General features: G+C 63.1%; 16 protein-coding genes and 2 pseudogenes. 13 read left to right on the top strand and 5 right to left on the bottom strand.

Translation table 11 applies throughout. The features are described from left to right. Positions 1–151: 151 nt before the first annotated feature. Positions 152–757, bottom strand: coding sequence for a ferric reductase-like transmembrane domain-containing protein (locus A5784_RS00660; protein ID WP_082944578.1), 606 nt, complete (start codon positions 755–757; stop codon positions 152–154). A gap of 165 nt (positions 758–922) precedes the next feature. Beyond that, the gene (locus A5784_RS00655; protein ID WP_064941274.1) at positions 923–1,297 is read right to left on the bottom strand and encodes a hypothetical protein; all 375 of its coding nucleotides are present in this window, start codon (positions 1,295–1,297) and stop codon (positions 923–925) included. A gap of 281 nt (positions 1,298–1,578) precedes the next feature. Between A5784_RS00655 and A5784_RS38065 the strand changes: the two genes are divergently transcribed. From A5784_RS38065 to A5784_RS00640, 5 genes and pseudogenes are all read left to right on the top strand, one after another. Next, a complete protein-coding gene (locus A5784_RS38065; protein ID WP_156750303.1) occupies positions 1,579–1,734 on the top strand; it encodes a hypothetical protein in 156 nt (51 codons plus the stop codon). Between the two features lie 54 nt (positions 1,735–1,788). Beyond that, positions 1,789–1,977 (top strand): annotated as a pseudogene (locus A5784_RS39760) (hypothetical protein); the annotation flags it as partial. Between the two features lie 647 nt (positions 1,978–2,624). Further along, a pseudogene (locus A5784_RS00650) lies at positions 2,625–3,566 on the top strand (L,D-transpeptidase); the annotation flags it as partial. A 62-nt stretch (positions 3,567–3,628) separates the two neighbouring features. After that, positions 3,629–4,033 (top strand): BlaI/MecI/CopY family transcriptional regulator, encoded by a 405-nt coding sequence (locus A5784_RS00645; protein ID WP_064941270.1) that lies wholly within the window; start codon positions 3,629–3,631, stop codon positions 4,031–4,033. After that, the gene (locus tag A5784_RS00640) at positions 4,030–4,971 is read left to right on the top strand and encodes a M56 family metallopeptidase (protein WP_064941269.1); all 942 of its coding nucleotides are present in this window, start codon (positions 4,030–4,032) and stop codon (positions 4,969–4,971) included. The genes A5784_RS00645 and A5784_RS00640 overlap by 4 nt, the downstream gene beginning before the upstream one ends. A gap of 17 nt (positions 4,972–4,988) precedes the next feature. On the opposite strand, the gene ripB is transcribed toward A5784_RS00640, so the two are convergent. Together ripB and A5784_RS00630 are read right to left on the bottom strand one after the other, a co-directional pair. Next, the gene (gene ripB, locus A5784_RS00635; protein WP_082944588.1) at positions 4,989–5,765 is read right to left on the bottom strand and encodes an NlpC/P60 family peptidoglycan endopeptidase RipB; all 777 of its coding nucleotides are present in this window, start codon (positions 5,763–5,765) and stop codon (positions 4,989–4,991) included. A 210-nt stretch (positions 5,766–5,975) separates the two neighbouring features. Then, a complete protein-coding gene (locus A5784_RS00630; protein ID WP_064941267.1) occupies positions 5,976–6,638 on the bottom strand; it encodes a winged helix-turn-helix domain-containing protein in 663 nt (220 codons plus the stop codon). A gap of 280 nt (positions 6,639–6,918) precedes the next feature. Here A5784_RS00630 and A5784_RS00625 point away from each other — a divergent pair, with 280 nt between their 5' ends. Continuing rightward, on the top strand, positions 6,919–7,290 hold the full coding sequence (locus A5784_RS00625; protein ID WP_064941266.1) for a hypothetical protein: 372 nt from the start codon (positions 6,919–6,921) through the stop codon (positions 7,288–7,290). A gap of 602 nt (positions 7,291–7,892) precedes the next feature. Continuing rightward, positions 7,893–8,111, top strand: coding sequence for a dodecin (locus tag A5784_RS00620; protein ID WP_064941265.1), 219 nt, complete (start codon positions 7,893–7,895; stop codon positions 8,109–8,111). A 127-nt stretch (positions 8,112–8,238) separates the two neighbouring features. On the opposite strand, the gene A5784_RS00615 is transcribed toward A5784_RS00620, so the two are convergent. After that, positions 8,239–8,916 carry a hypothetical protein gene (locus A5784_RS00615; RefSeq protein ID WP_064941264.1) on the bottom strand — a complete coding sequence of 226 codons (678 nt, stop codon included), beginning with the start codon at positions 8,914–8,916 and terminating at the stop codon, positions 8,239–8,241. A 182-nt stretch (positions 8,917–9,098) separates the two neighbouring features. Between A5784_RS00615 and A5784_RS39755 the strand changes: the two genes are divergently transcribed. The 6 genes from A5784_RS39755 (at position 9,099) to A5784_RS00585 (ending at position 16,139) form a co-directional block, all read left to right on the top strand. Further along, positions 9,099–10,133, top strand: a complete 1,035-nt coding sequence (locus A5784_RS39755) for an LLM class flavin-dependent oxidoreductase (RefSeq protein ID WP_082944576.1) — start codon at positions 9,099–9,101, stop codon at positions 10,131–10,133. A 185-nt stretch (positions 10,134–10,318) separates the two neighbouring features. Beyond that, on the top strand, positions 10,319–11,470 hold the full coding sequence (locus A5784_RS00605) for a CynX/NimT family MFS transporter (protein ID WP_197514585.1): 1,152 nt from the start codon (positions 10,319–10,321) through the stop codon (positions 11,468–11,470). 145 nt (positions 11,471–11,615) lie between these two features. Next, positions 11,616–12,506 (top strand): dihydrodipicolinate synthase family protein, encoded by an 891-nt coding sequence (locus tag A5784_RS00600; RefSeq protein WP_064941263.1) that lies wholly within the window; start codon positions 11,616–11,618, stop codon positions 12,504–12,506. Positions 12,507–12,598: 92 nt separating this feature from the next. Beyond that, on the top strand, positions 12,599–13,651 hold the full coding sequence (locus A5784_RS00595; RefSeq protein WP_064941261.1) for a proline racemase family protein: 1,053 nt from the start codon (positions 12,599–12,601) through the stop codon (positions 13,649–13,651). After that, positions 13,615–14,433 carry a GntR family transcriptional regulator gene (locus tag A5784_RS00590; RefSeq protein ID WP_082944574.1) on the top strand — a complete coding sequence of 273 codons (819 nt, stop codon included), beginning with the start codon at positions 13,615–13,617 and terminating at the stop codon, positions 14,431–14,433. Before A5784_RS00595 ends, A5784_RS00590 begins: the two co-directional genes overlap by 37 nt. A gap of 227 nt (positions 14,434–14,660) precedes the next feature. Beyond that, positions 14,661–16,139, top strand: a complete 1,479-nt coding sequence (locus tag A5784_RS00585) for an APC family permease (protein WP_064941259.1) — start codon at positions 14,661–14,663, stop codon at positions 16,137–16,139. Positions 16,140–16,182: the final 43 nt, after the last annotated feature.

Raw genomic sequence — 16,182 nt, 5'->3', positions numbered from 1 at the left:
CGGAGCTATCAGCAGCGCCGCTCGGGTGTTGCGCTTTGCCCGTCCACACCAGAGCGGCAGATGGCGGGTACCTGAGAGGCTCTGATCCCGGTGCAGTGCTTCCCGCGAGGTGTGGGCTGCGCACAGCATGATGGTGGCGAAGGATTCACGGCTAGCTCTCGGCTACGAGGGCGTGGCGTTTGCCCTCACGTCGCTTAGCTTTTGCGATGAACCGGATTATCAGCGCTGCCAGGACGATCATGAGGAATGGTCCGTAGAACTCGGTGTAGGTGACGCCTCGGCGCCAGTAGGCGATGAAGAACGTGAACCAGATGACGTAGCTCCCGGTGAGGTGGAGGCGCTTCCACGTCGCGTACTGCATGCGTTTAGCGATGCGGTCAAACGAGGTGATGGTCATGGCGATGATGAAGCCATAGGCAATGAAGTCCAGGACGAAGACGCCGTGTGGGGTGGGATCGACGACGTGTGTCTCGAATCGCTGCTCGTTGAGAACGACTGCGGTGACGATGAATATGGCATGAACGAAATGTGATCCGGCGAAGCCGACGCCGAGATAACGTCGGTTGCGGCGGATCCATTTAGTGGCATTGGTTGGCCAGAGCTGATAGAGCGACGATGCGGTGAAGGCGAGTAAGAACAGGATCGCTGAGGTTCGGGCGGTGATGCGGATCCCGAGGTTGGCTCCGTCGACTCCGCCTACTGCGGTCGCCGCGATGGTCGAACCGACCGTGATCGCAAGGACGAGAAACCACGTCAACTTCCAACCTGACAGGACGGACTTGAGCAGGCCGGCAACTAACGCCGGGGCACTCTCGGCGTTAGACGATCTGATTGCCACTTCTGTTGTCTCCTATTGCTGAAACGGGCGGTGTGCGGCTGTTTCACCGCCGTCGACCGAGATGAGCAGTGTGTTGGGAATAGTTCAAACTTTTGACGTTCGGTGGTGCCTCCCAGCGCTCCTCGCGTAGAGAGGCATCACCGAACCGTGAGCAGGCACACCCATCGACTTGACCTCGATGGCCGGCAAATACGGCGGAAACCGTTGCACTGCGACATAATCAGGGTTTCTTGAAGGATGGTTGGGGCCGACAAGCTTAGGCGCCTTGGCGTCGCCGACCGGGACGCCGGTGCCGGCCGAGACGCGGGTGTTCTTCTGCCATGCTGCGGTGCATATGGATCCTGCGGCGAGTGACACGGTGGAGCCAACCGGTGCCAGGCCGACGGCCAGCACGGGTGTGGCGAATGCGATCGGGGTCTTCATCATGAAATCCTCTTCCTGGCTGGACAGTTCGATCATTCTCCGCGTTCCTAGTGAAATCGCCACGGCTAGCTGGCAATCTGCGGTTGCAGCTAGCCGGTAGTCGGTTGGGGCGGCCGCCAGGCTGTGAATCCGACGGCGGCTACCACGAACAGGAGCGCGGCCAGAATTGCGCTCGTTCCCCAGAGGAGATCAGAGCTGACGCGTTTGCCAGACACCTGCTCGCGCCCGGCGACGGTCTCAACGCGTGCGCCCTGGAGCATTCAGTGTCCCAGAAGCCGTGGAGACAGAGATCCACACCACGGCACCAAATCCAGTGGTTGGCTGACGATATCACCAGGCCCGGCGATCCAAGCAACTACGTCGACAAGGTGTCCGACGCGCGCAAAGCGGTGAACAAAGTTCAGTGCGATGCCGACGGCCTGCGCCAGCAGTTCATCACTGCTGCCCAGAGCGACCTTGGCATGTTCGGTTAGCGGTCGTATCTGCTTGGTGAGCTCGCGTACAACGCATAGCGCTCAGCCGACCGCGTGCGGTATCTCCGCGCGGCAGGGTCGGCGGCATACTGGATCTACCGGTCGTTGCAGCAGTCTGGCCCTGGTAGGCGTTGCACCTACTGCCGGTACCAAGTCGCCGACAGTCTCGATCACGTCATCCCCAAAACGTTGATGTCGGCACTGTCCATCGAACCGTGGAATCTGGTGCCCGCGTGCAGTCTTTGTAACCGCAGCCTGCGCGCTCAGTGGCCGACAGACCCCGCCCAGCGCATGCTTCACCCGTACTTCATGCCCAAGATCGGCCGGTGGCTGTACGCCCGCGTCGACAACGGGGCACCCGGCACCGACGAAGAAGTGGTGGTGAGGTTCTACGCCGAACCGGACACCAAGGAGTTCGGAGAGGAACTCTGCAGTCGGGTACGGTGGCAGTTCGCGTCACTAGGCTTGGACAGGACTTTCGGTGCGATCGCAGTGGACGAGTTGCGCCCGATACAAGCGACTTTGCGAGCGCACTTCGAACGCAAAGACGATGCGCACGAACATCTTTCAGAGCAGTCCGACATCCACTTCGAAGTGGATCCCAACAATCTGCGCGGCGTGTTGTACGAAACGCTCGCACAAGACGACACCTTCATCGGCAACCACCTCAAACGCTCCTCCACCTGTACTGAGTGGGTCAACGAGCGAGGTTGCGTTCGATCAGTCGATGCCGTGGTCGATGGTGTGTTCGCGGGCAGGCGTTTGATCGTGGGCGCGCATCCAGGTTCGGGCGCGGTGAGCGTCGAAGGCGCGGCGATGGGTTTGGGTCAGTTGCGCGCGAGTGCGGAGCGCATCGACAACCGGCTCGGGGCGGATGTCTTCATGTGGTGTGGAAGCCCGGAGTGCCGCTGGGCTATGGACGCACCTATACCATCACCGCCACCGCCGTTGCTTCCGATGGGTCTCGGCTGCAGCGCAATTCGACGTTCTCGACCCTGCAGCCGGATAACCAAACACGGGTCCGGCTGACCACGACGTCCGGTGCGGAGTTGCGCGACGGCGGGACCTACGGCATCGGTACCGTCGTCGTGGCGCGGTTCGATGAGCCCATCATCGACAAGGCCGCCGCCGAGCGGCGCCTACGGGTGACCACCACACCGGCGGTGACCGGTTCCTGGTATTGGCTCGACGACCAGCGCGCACACTGGCGACCCGCGCAGTACCACGCCCCTGGCACCGCGATCCTCGTGCAAGCCAACATCTACGGGGCTGCCCTCGGTGGCGGCCTGTACGGGCAGGAAGACACACAGGTGAGCTTCGTCATCGGTGACGCTCACATTGCGATCGCCGACGACGCCACCAAACAGGTCAGTGTGTTCAACAACGGTCAACTGGTGCGCACGATGCCGACCTCGATGGGTATGGGTGGGACCGAGACGGTCAACGGGCAGACCATCTCGTTTTGGACCCGGCGTGGGATCTATACGGTGATGGACAAGGCCAACCCCGTGGTGATGGACTCCTCGACCTACGGCCTGCCGATCAATTCCCGACTCGGGTACCGCGAAATCATCTCCTGGCCCACGAGGATCAGCACCGACGGGATTTATCTGCACCAGCTGGAGAGCACCGTGTGGGCGCAAGGCAACACCAACGTGTCGCACGGTTGCTTGAATCTCAACCCCGACAACGCCCGCTGGTTCTACGACTTCTCGCAACCCGGTGATGTGGTGGAGGTACGCAACACCGGCGGTGAGCCCCTGCAGGTCTGGCAGAACGGCGATTGGAGTGTGCCGTGGGAACAATGGCAGAAGGGCAGTGCGCTGGGTTGACATCACCTCAGAGGTCGCCCGACGCGGTAGGGTGGTCGCGACGACGTCGGAGGGTGTAAGCCGTGCGGACACGAGGTTTCGGGGAACTGGAAGCCGTGGTCATGGACCGCATTTGGAATCACAATCCCGAAACAGTCACGGTCCGTGAAATTTTCGACGAGCTGGCTGCCGAACGCCAGATCGCCTACACCACGGTGATGTCCACGATGGACAACTTGCACGGCAAGGGCTGGCTGAGTCGTGAACGCGACGGCCGCGCCTATCGGTACTGGCCGGTGATGAGCCGCGAAGAACATTCCGCGCAACTCATGCGGCAAGCCCTCGATGGTGGCGGGCGCTCGGATCTCGTGCTCAATTACTTCATCGAACAGATCGACCCGGCCGAATCCGAACGGCTGCGCGAGGCGTTACGCCGCTTGGCGCGCCGTACGAGCCGCGCGAAATCCGCCGAAACGAAAAAGCGGTGAACGCTGCGGCTGGCCTCGTCACTTATAGCGCTGCGGTGCTGGCGTTCGGCCCATCGGTGTTGGGCCGCCTGTCGCGCGCCGGCCACGCACCTCGGGTCGGTGTTGCGGCGTGGGTGGGCGCGGTCGCCAGTGTGCTGATGGCGTGGCTGGCGGCGGCGATCCTGCTCGTGATCAGCGTGGCCGCTCACTGGGGTCGGCACAATTCGCTGGTGCGGTGCTGCGTGGAAGTGCTGTGCCGCTGGGCCGCGGGTGACGCCGGTCGGTATGCGCAGCTGGGGGTCCTGACAGGCGTGGGCGTGGTGCTGGCCGGCATCGGCTATCTGGTGGTGCGCGGCGGCCGCACGGTCGTGCGGTTGCGCGGCCGTGCTCGCGCGCACGCCCAGGCCGTCCGCCTCGTCGGTCATCCGACAGATGTTCCGGACGTGTACGTCGTCGACGCCCCCGAACGTACCGCGTACTGCGTGGCCGGTCGTCCGTCGACCATCGTCGTCACCAGTGCGGCGGTGGCTGTGCTGGACCGCCACGAACTCGCCGCGGTGATCGCGCACGAACGTGCGCACGTGGCGGGGCATCATCCCGCCGTGATGACGATGCTGCGGGGTGTGGCCACCGTGTTTGCGCGAGTGAGGCTGATGAACCGGGCGGTCACCGAGGTATCGCGGCTGCTGGAAATGTGCGCCGACGATGCTGCTGCTCGCCGACACGGCCGGTGCGCGTTGGTCGGCGGGTTGATGGCATTGGTCGCGGCGGTCCCTGCCGGTGCGCTCGGCGCCGCGGATGTCGCCGTCTTGAGCCGTGCGCAGCGACTGCTGTCACCCGCGACGCCCGGAGGCCGCGTGAGTGCCCAGATTGGGCTCACTGCTGCTGCGACGGCGTTTCTTCTCACGCCGGCAAGCCTGGTCGTTCTCGACATCGCGGGACTGTTGCCCTGCATCTAGCTTGCAGCGCCCAGGCGTCAGGTTTCGATGACGCGCGTGACGTAGGGAGTCATCCCGGAGGTGCGCACGGGCGAAACCTTGACCGGCACCCCGGTCTGCTGCGCCTCGAGCATCTGACCGCCGCCGAGGTAGAGCGCTTCGTGCTGTCCACCACCGGGCCCCCAGAACAACAGATCCCCGCGCTTGGCCTGCGATGGCGGAAGTTGGCGGCCCGCACTGTACTGATCGCCGGAATACCTTGGTAGCAGCACTCCTACACCGGCGAACGCATACCGCACCAGCCCTGAGCAGTCGAACCCGACAGTGTCGGCACCGGAGTCCACTCCTCGGCTGGGTCCCGTCAGGCTGCCGCCTCCCCATGAGTACGGGACGCCGATTTGAGAGCCGGCCCGCCGGATGACGTACTCGACCGCCTGCCTGCCGTAGACCCGATTGCCGCGCAGTGCGCCGGGGGCCGTCATGGTGTTGGTTGGCATCAGGCCCAGGCTGCCGAGGAACGAGCGACCCAGATCCATTGTCGTCTGTGCGGCCCGCGCGCTGGCCTGCAGCGAGGCATTGGCTATGGCCACCGGGTCGCCGGGGGCGCCCGCGCTGAGCAGATTGGGCAACGTCGGATCCCACGGGCCCGCGTTCGGTTCGGCGTGCGCGCGCGGCGCGGCGCACGCTGCGACCGACGCGGCGCACGCTGCGACCGACGCGGCGGCCAGACATCCTGCGCGCAGTAGTGTCCGGCGATCCCAGCAACGTGGGTCCGTCGTGGGGCGATGCGGGGATGCATGCGGCGGGGAAGGCATGACCGCGTTCTCCTTCCCTGTCATAGCCGAGGCCCAATCGAATCGAAATCCGGCGTCACACCTCGTGGCTGCTGCGCCTTTGCTTATGCCCTCTGTACCTACGTAGTAAATCAGTACTTTCGTACCGTACAGCACTCTGTTCACATTGGTAACACCCGTCTGGCGAATTCCAAGCACGTAATTCGATGTGCGCGAAGAGCTTCCGTTCGCTCAGCGCCAGCCTTCGGGGGCGAGGCGGAAGCCGCGTCCGCGGACGGTCAGTATCAACATGGGCCTCGTCGGGTTGTCGCCCAACCGCTTGCGCAGCTTTCCGATGTGCACGTCGAGCAACCCTGGGCTACCGGTTCGTTGAGGGCCCCACACCTCGGTCATGAGTTCGTGGCGCGACACGACCTCGCCCGCCCGGCGTGCCAGCGCGACGAGAATGTCGAACTGTATGCGGGTCAAGCGGATTTCAACATCGGCGACCGACACGTGGCGGCGGACGGTGTCGATGTGCAGAGGTCCGAAAACCTGCCTGCCGAACGTGTGTCTCCCGCCCGACCCCGAGGCTCCCGCCGGATCGCCGAGATCGTCGGGCTGCCACGCCAGGGTCACGATGTCTGCGCCCGTCAGAGTCGCGTCGGTAGGGCTGTCGGAATTCACCTCGATGACATCCGCGTCGCAGATTCGCCACGCCGCACCCTCGCGTGCGGATGTACTGAGGATGATCACCCGTGGCTGAAAACGGTGGGTGATGTCCCAGGGGTCGCATCCGTCGGGCACCACGAGCACGGGCATCCGGTGCCGCCGCAGCTCGGCCAGGATGCCTAGCACCCATCCGCCGGCATCGTCGATGACGAGGACTCGAGGTGTGGTGTTGACATCTGGCATCCAATAATACTGAGCTACTACGTAGATCGTAGAAGGTTGATTCCTGGATCCGGCGGTGCTTCTTTAATCAATCGTGACCTTGGTGCCCGCTGAGGGCCGTTTTGTCGACAATTCGCCCAACCGCAACGAGATAGCGGCGCGACAGATGACGACGGGCCCTTCCGCCGCGACGGGAATGGTGGGACCGTAGTAACGGACCTTCCGGCGCGAGGATATCGGGCGGTCCGACCAGCGGACGCATCAAACGGCTCGCCACCTACCGATGTGCACGGGAGCAGTGATGAACGAATCTCACGCCGACCTCGACCAGTACGCCGGCGTCCTGTCCACCTCTATCACCGCCGAGCGCGGCGAATATCACGTCAGCGTCGCCGCCGGATACCACGACGTGGCGTTCGCCGACATCCGGCCCAGCTCCTCGGCCATCGAGCTCAGCATCGACATCGCTGCCGGGAATCCCTCGCCACGGGTGCGCAGACAGCTGATCGACGCGGTCTTCCACCTCGACGTCATGCACAATCCGGTGACATTGCGGGCCACCTTGCCTCTCGGTGATGTCGACCTCCTCGACGATGTCGCCCTGTATTGCGCCGATATCCACACCAGGGCGGCCGGTGGTAGCTGCCTTGTCGACGGACATTTGTCGGTATAGCCACGTATCGGGTGCGGCAGAGTCCGCGGCTCACCTGGGGTGAATCGAAAAGCACGACAATCTGTCTCGTAGGTCGGCTAGTATTGCCGGCAGTGTGGCGCGGTAGTGCGCGCCGCATTCATCGTTGCGCTGGTGCACCGACAGTGGTATTGCTGAATGATGCGGTGCCCGGCATGCGGGTCTCCGATCGTCATCATCGCCGCCGCTGCACTTGATGAACTAGACAGAAGCCAATGCCGCTCCTGCCCGTGGTCGATTTATGTCGACGGCTCTGTCCAGGACAGGCACTATCCTTCTGTTGTTGCGGACTCAAACATCAACTGCGCCAACACAACGAGGCGGCAGCGCCGCGTGCAACCACCGGAATCCTGACGCCCAGCGGTGGCATTGCTGAACGCCTCGCTGCGGTATGGCTGCAGCGGCTGGTCTGCCCAAACGCGAACCCCGTGCGGGATGATCGCTGATCCTGACGCTGCGCTGGAGTGGTTGCGCCGCATAGTGTTCGGCACAAACGGTGAACGACTTATGGCGTTTTGACCGCCATCGCAACTCATGTAGCCATACGCTTGGACGTCCAGGCTGACGTCCGAAAGGGGACCACTGTGAGCGATCACGTCTACCGTGTCATCGAGGTCGTGGGAAGTTCGCCAGAGGGCATCGATGCGGCGATCCGCAACGCCATCTCACGGGCCTCGCAGACTGTGCGCGACCTGGATTGGTTCGAGGTGCAGCAAGTCCGCGGCCACCTCGATGCCGGCGAGGTCAAACACTTTCAGGTCACCCTCAAGGTCGGATTCCGGTTGGAGTCCGCGGCCGACTGATTTCCGCTCGACCGCTTGGAGGTAGGACACCCTTCCTATCTGCCCAGGGCCGGATTATCTCAGCGCGTATCCGGCGATGAAACACCGTTGACCGGGTTGAGAGTGACTACCGTTGGCAGTCAATATGTTACGGCTGCGCGAATTGCTTGATGAACGCCACGACGTCGTCCTTGGGCGGCGGCACGTCGTACGTCTTGATCTGTGTGTCATCGTCGAAGCTCATGAACATCGGGCAGGTGTCGTCGGCGGTCGACAATTCCGTCCGGCCCAGCTCTTTGGCTGTTACCGCCGACCGCACCGAGAGAGAGTACGTTGCGCTCTGCAGGTTGACCTTGTTTGCGGTGGCGGCGCCGTTGTCCTCGTACCCGGTGCACTCTTTCAAGGGTTGTTCATCGGTCACCTGGATACAGGCCACCAGATCGATCTTCGCGTAGGCATCACTGCTCTGGTTGAACTGGACCATCCAATCAGTGGGCAGCATGCTGGTGTCCTCCACGAGTGAGCCGTTGAGGGGCGAGAACAGAATTACCTTGTGGGACTGTGCCTGTGGGTCGAAGGCCGTCGCGCGTGACGCGGTTGCCCCGCTGCACACCGCTTGGAGATCGCTGTCGGTCAGCTTTACCGGTGCCGCCGAAATGCTCGGGTCGGATGTGGGGATCAGCTTGGCTACGTCGACGCTCGAACACGCGGCGGCGAAGACCAAGACAATGCTCGCGGCGACAGTCGTGATTGTGCGCGCGAGGATGACGGATTTCTGGTTGACGCGAGCTGGTTGAGGGGAGTTCTCCCGCCGGCACGCCGCCATCTGCCGCTCCTATCTCAAGGGTCCGGCGGCACATGGACCGCCCGTCTCGATACCGTGGACGCCGACGTCCCGATGCACGGTGATAGATAGGGCGAGGGGTTACGTGACAACGGCATTTCGACCGTGGAGCCGACAGATCATTCTCCGGTGGACAGTAAACGCCCGTGGCGAGTACCTTGCCAATGGGTTGCGTACTGTCGACAATCAACGATAGCTTGATCGTCGGGCTTGCCGGCTCGAGGTGCGACTCCGATGAGCGGCCCGTAGTCATTTTGTTGCTCATTCGAGGGAGATGGTTTTTGTCTGAGCTGATAGTGGCGAAGGGTGTCCCGGCGCGCATTGGCGTGGTCTGGCGTCCAGACTTCGACCCCCGTTCGCTCATGGTGTTCGCTGCGGAGGCTGACCAGAGTGGTGTCGACGAACTCTGGTTGTGGGAAGACTGTTTCCTGCAAGGTGGAATAGCGCAAGCGTCGGTCGCTTTGGCAGCTACCAGATCGCTCGTAGTTGGCGTCGGAGTATTACCCGCCCCGTTGCGCACCGTAGTCGCAGCGGCGTTGGAGATCTCGACGCTCGCAGCGATGTTCCCCGGACGCGTGCAGGTCGCGATTGGACACGGCGTGCAGCATTGGATGCGTCAATCGGGAGTTGCCGTCGCCTCGCCTCTGACCCTGTTGCGCGAGTATGTGACAGCACTCCGTGGGCTCTTGGCAGGACAGACGGTTAGTGTGGCAGGCGACTACATATGCCTCGATTCGGTTTGTCTCAGGTACGTGCCCGAGGTGCGGGTTCCCGTGTTGATCGGCGGGGCCGGCCCTAAGACGTTGGCGCTCGCAGGTGAACTTGCTGACGGTGTGGTCCTGGATTGTCAGCAGACCGCGTCGAGTATGCGTGTTGCGCTCGGACACGTCGACTTGAGCCGACAGCTCCAGCCCCTCAGGAACTTTCGCCAAATGATGTACCTTGCGTGCGCGCCGGGTGCTGACTCTGCGTCGCGCTTGGCCGCGGAAGCTCAGCATTGGAATGTAACGGCCGCCGAGGAATTCGGTGTCGGTGGTTCGGCTGACAGTATCAGCGAAGGCATTGCGCCCTACTGCGCGGCCGGGCTCGACACGGTGATTCTTCAGCCGATTGGCGAGGAGGTTGACACGTCAGACTTCCTCGCAGCGATCACAGACCTCGTTAGGGCGTGGGGTCGATCCGGACCCGCTGGCGGGTAATCGGCTGCTGCGAATGCCTGGCTGGATCGCGTACAGGACGTAATCCCACACGCCACCAAACCCCAGATTATGAGGGATCAGTGCGAAATCCGTTATTGAGCTGCGGAATTGATCGGGCTCGCATCTGGCGGTCATGCCGCTTCCCCGTCCGCGCCGACGGCACGGTATGGAAGTCCGCGGCATCGTTGGCTGCTTTGATAGCCATATCGCTGAATCAACGCCCGGTCCTGGCCGCGGTCGGCCCTTTGACACCGCAGTTGCGTGCGGACACTGGACTGGGTGCCACCGCTGTCAGCGTGCTCACCACGTTGCCATTGCTGTGCTTCGGCTTGTTCGCCATGGTGGCTCCAGCGGCCGGAAGACGCTGGGGGATGGACCGCGTCCTGGCAGCAGCTTTGGTTGTTTTGTTGGGCGGCATCGGACTGCGCTTGGTGCCAAGCTTGCCGGCGTTGTTCGCAGGCTCCGCCGTCGCCGGTATCGGGATCGCGGTGACCAACGTCCTGTTGCCCGGCGTCATCAAACGGGATTACCCCTTGCGCACCGGCATGGTCATGGGGCTGTACTCACTATGCCTCAACGGCGGTGCGGCACTCGCCTCGGCAACCAGCGTTCCTGTCGGTTCGGCGTTGGGTATCAACTGGCGTGGGGCGCTGGCGGTGTGGGGGTTGCTGACCCTGGCCGCGTTGGCGCTGTGGCTGCCCAATGCATGCTCGACAGCGCCCCCGAAGGCGCTGGCCCCGGCCAGACGGTTGGCCGTGTGGCGATCAGGGCTGGCTTGGGCCGTGTCGTTGTACATGGCCATGCAGTCGCTGGTGTACTACGCGCTCATCGCCTGGTTGCCAACCCTTCTCACTGAAGCAGGGATGAGTCGGTCCCGAGCCGGAATGACGGCGTCCGTCATGAGCATCGTGGGAACGGTCAGTTCCCTGCTCATCCCGATCGTCGCCACCATGCGAACGAATCAGCGGCCCTTCGTCTGGGTATCGGTGATGGGGTTCTCGACAGGGTTGATCGGGCTGCTACTCGGCCCCAACGGCGCCCCGGTTCTGTGGGTCGTCCTGCTGGGTGTGGGACAGGGAGCAGGTATCGGTTTGGCGCTGATGCTGTTTGTCCTTCGGACACAGAGCGCATCTGTGGCTGCTGATCTTTCCGGTATGGCACAAACGATCGGGTACCTCATCGCGGCCGCGGGGCCGCTGCTGGTGGGTGCGTTGCGAGATCTGACGGACAGTTGGAGCACTGCGCTGCTCGCATTGGTTATCGCGCTGGTGGCGCTGTTCGCGACCGGGTGGATCGGAGCCGGAGACCGTTTCGTTGAGCACGACCTCGATCGTTAGGAGTACCTACCGGGCAGTGAGCGAGTCGCGCGAATCCTCTTCCATACATCCCAAGGTGTGTAGTACATTGTCGACAACACACAAAGATCCAAAATCCAAGATCCAACGGTGTGTTTGCCGACCTGAAACCAGAGGAGATTCCAATATGAGCACGCAGCCTTGGCACGGCGTGGTGGTGGCGAGCGCGCTGCCGTATAACGCCGACCTTTCGGTCGACTTCGGTGCATTCGCTGATCATGTCCGCTGGCTGGCCGAGAACGGCTGCCACGGAATAACTCCCAACGGGTCGCTCGGTGAGTACTCGTGCCTGACTACCGAGGAACGGGCGAAGGTCGTCGAGGTCGCCGTCGAAGCCGCTCCCGAGGGCTTCAGCGTGGTGCCCGGCACCGGCGCATACGGCTCGCGGGAAGCCAAGTTCTGGGCCCAGCAGGCCAAGCAGGCAGGCGCCGACGCGGTGCTTTCGCTGCCACCGAACGCCTACCGCGCCGACGACGACATCGTGTTCGCTCACTACGAAGAGGTCGCCTCAGCCGGCGTACCGGTCGTGGCGTACAACAACCCTCTCGATACGAAGGTCGATTTGTCTCCGGCACTGCTGGCCCGGTTGTACTCTGCCGGCCTGATCGTGGCCGTCAAGGAATTCTCCGGCGACGTGCGCAGGATCTACGAGATCCAGGAACTGGCACCCGAACTCGACGTACTCGTCGGTACCGACGACGTGGTGCTCGAACTCGCCCTCGCCGGTGCTAAGGGCTGGATCGCCGGGTATCCCAACGCGCTACCGGCCGCATCGGTGCAACTGTGGGAACTCGCAGTGGCCAGGGATCTGGACAACGCACTGCCGATGTACCGCGACCTGCACTCGCTACTGCGCTGGGACTCCAAGCCCGCGTTCGTTCAAGCCATCAAGTTGTCGATGGACGTTGCGGACCGCCGCGGCGGCGCGTGTCGTCCGCCTCGGCTGGCGTTGCCCGCGGACGTCGCCGCTGCGGTGCGCAAGGATACCGAGAAGGCGCTAGCTCACGGCTACCGCTGATCGTCACTGAACCCGTTGGAGGCCAGCACTTGCGTTGGTCTCCAACGATTCAGTGCCATCCCCTACGAATCTAGAGAGACCGGAGTCATCACATGCGGTTCAACAATATGGTCGACGTCGTGGGCTGCCATGCCGAAGGTGAGATCGGCAATGTCGTGGTGGGGGGCATCGGCGATGTCCCCGGTGCCACGATGTTCGACAAGCGCAACTATCTTCAGGACCATCGCGACGATCTGCGCCAGCGACTGCTGCACGAGCCCCGCGGCAATGTTGTCCGCTCCACAAATGTCGTGCTTCCCTCCAACAATCCGGCCGCCGCAATGGGTTACGTCATCATGGAGTCCACCGAATACCCGGTGATGTCGGGCAGCAACACGATCTGTGTGGCCACCGTGCTGTTGGAGACCGGCATGCTGCCGATGGCCGAGCCGGTCACCACGTTGACCCTCGAATCGCCTGCCGGCCTCATAGACCTGGAGTGCACTTGCCACGACGGCAAGGTCACCAGCGTCCGATTCGTCAACCAGCCGGCATTCGTCTACCACCTCGATGCGCCCGTCGAGGTGCCGGGCTACGGCACCTTGACCGTCGACGTCGCCTGGGGCGGCATGGCCTACGTGCTGGTCGACGCCGCCAGCGTCGGATTCGCCCTCGAGCCGTCGGAAGCCCGCGATCTCTGCGCCGTAGGGCAAAAGATCAAGACCGCTGCCGCAGAACAGTTGTCGGCGACACACCCCGAGAATCCCGAATTTCCCGGGATCACCCAAACTGAGTTCACCACTCCCTTGCAACGTATCGACGGTGTGTTGACGGCGCGCAACGCAGTCATCGTTTCGCCCGGGCGGATAGATCGTTCGGCTTGCGGGACGGGAACCTCGGCCCGCCTGGCAGCTATCCATGCCCGCGGCCAGATCGAACCCGGCGAGCACTTCATCCACCGTTCGATCCTGGACACCCACTTCGACGGCGTCATCGAAAGGCTGACCACGGTCGGCGGGGTGCCGGCTGTTGTGCCGAGCATCGCCGGCCAGGCGTGGATCACCGACTTCAGCAAGGTCGGGGTCGATCCGAGCGATCCGTTCCCGACCGGCTTCACCCTTTCGGACACATGGTTGGGGCAGCAGGTGACCTCGGCGACTCCCTAGAATCGCCGTATTGCCTGGCGGTGGAGACGGGTGGTTGTCGCGTCAAGGGAGCGGTGTATTGTCGACTAAATCCCACAGAGGGGAATGACGTGGCTACCTTCGTTCCGCTGGCACACCAGAAAGCGCCGACGGCGGTTCTCGCCCAGATTCGCCAGGCAATCCTGTCTGGCGAACTGCCCGCGGGGTCGCAATTGCGCGAGGCGCACATCGCCGAGGAGATGGGGATCAGCCGTTCCCCGGTCCGGGAGGCGCTGAGTCGCCTCGAGGAGGAGGGCCTCGTCGAGAAGGTGCCCTTCAAAGGCGCCTACGTCGCGTCGGTATCGCCGGAGACGATCGCCGAGATCGCGGCCATCCGCACACTTGTCGAGCCCTACGCGGTCACGCAGGCATTGCCTCATCTCGGCGACGCGGACTGGAAGCAGTTGCGCAAGCTGCTGGACCAACTCGATCGCGCGTCCGGGCGCGATCTGGTGTCCGCCATCGAAAAGCATCTGGCTTTTCATCGTTACTTCTACGAGAAGTCCGGCAATGCAACCCTTCTCGCGCTATGGCAAGACTGGGAACTGAAGCTGCGTCTGTTCTTCATCTTCGATCATGAGGCCTTCCAGTCCGCTCAGGACGTGGCCGGCGTGCATGAGGAACTCATTGCCGTCATCGAGACCGGAGATCATGATCGTATCCGGGAGGCCTTCGGCCACCACGTGCACTTCGCGCCCGGAGTCGAGGTCGGCGACCCTCTGCACGACACTCGACGCAGTTCGCGCGCCGGTCGCTCTGCGTAGTCGACTTCACCTGCCCCGCTATCGCCGATACGGCGATAGCGGGGCCTTGTCGTATCTGCACTGATCAACATCGCTTTCTAGCCGCGATCTCTCGATGCGACCGGTGCGCTCCCGATCGCATTTTGGTATTGCGCGGTTCACCGTGATGGCATATTGTCGACAACGCACAATGAACTAAGCCGCGGTTCTCACCTCTCCATACCCTCCAATCCAGAAGCGAAGAGGCCATGACAATTGACAACCCCCCGCCCGCCGCGCCGGGTACCGGCGAATCGTTGGCCGACGTCGCGGCCAACGACGAGAGCCATCTGCAGAAGTACGGCTACAAGCAGGAACTCAATCGAGCGCTTGGCCTGTTTTCGTCCTTCGGCGTGCAGTTCACCTCGATATCGGTGGGTTCGGTGGTGTTCACCACGATCATCGTCGGCTTCGGCTTCTTCGGCCCAGCGTCGTTCTGGCCGTTCATCGTCGGCGGTGCACTACAGGTCTTCGGCGTGGGATTAGCTGTAGCCCAGCTGGTTTCGGCATTTCCACTTTCCGGTGGGGTCTACCAGATCATCAGTCGGTTGGCACCGAAGCAGCAGTGGCTGGCTTGGCAAGGTGGCTGGTGGCTGGTCATCGCTCACACCGTGGCCGTGGCAGCTCTGTCGGTCAGCATGGTGCCGTTCATCGCGGGCTGGTTTGGACTCGGTGAGCTCTCCGGCGCGGAGATCACCTTGTTTGCCGTCGGCATCATCGTTGTGGTCACCCTGGTCAACATCGCCGGCGTCAAGGCAGCTGCCCTGCTCAACAACGTCGGCGTGGTGGCCGAAGCGGCGATCATCATCATGGTCATCGTCGCGCTCGTGGTCGCCAAATATGACCGCGCACCGGCGTCCATTCTGTTCGACACCGCAGGCACCGTCGGCCCCGGTGGCAATGTCGCCTGGATCGGCTTCCTGTTCGCGATGATTCTTCCCGCCTACACGATCTCCAGCTTTGATGCGACAGGCAATGCTGCCGAGGAGACCAAGAACGCCGCCCGCAACGCCGCGTGGGGAACCGTGCTGGCCAATACCGCAGCAGTCATCGGCGGCACCATCTTCTTCTATTTGCTTGTGCGCGCCATCCCCGACGTCGACGCCGTCATGGCGAGCGCCACGCCCGTCAAGCTGATCCTCGACTCTGCCGTGGGAAGCACGCTTACCACCGTCTTCGAGGCTGTGGCCATCGTCGCACTGATGGCCTGCATCGCGATGCTGCAACTCACCGCCGTCCGGGTGGTGTGGTCACAGGCGCGCGACCGCCAGATGCCGGCGGCGCACTGGCTGCACAAGCTCAACGGCAACCGAATCCCGATGAACGCCACCTTCGTGGTCACCCTCATTTCGATCATCGTGTGCTGCTGGTCCTCGCTGCTGAGCGTGCTCTCCGCCATGACGGCACTGGCCTGGGCGCTGGCCTACGGCGTGGTCGTTTTGGTGGGCTTCGTCGCAGTGCTCCGCAAGAAGCTGCCCGACCACCCGTTCAACCTCAGAGGAGCCGCACCGTTCGTGTTCGCCATAGCCATCATCTGGTCGATCGTGCTGTGCGCCCTCTTGGTGTGGTCGGATTGGCTGCGCGTCGGCGTGGGCATGTTGGTGGCGATCGCGATCGGATTCGGCGTCTACGCATTCATCCCGTCCGCACACCGAGGCAAGCTGGACCGCGAACCCATCCACGACTGAACCAGGGAAGGAGTGGGTCGACTGCGCGTCGGCACCACTCCTT

Origin of the sequence: Mycobacterium sp. 852013-50091_SCH5140682, assembly GCF_001665685.1 — a bacterium.
Taxonomy (GTDB): Bacteria; Actinomycetota; Actinomycetes; order Mycobacteriales; family Mycobacteriaceae; genus Mycobacterium.
This window is presented reverse-complemented; position numbering and strand designations above follow the sequence as displayed.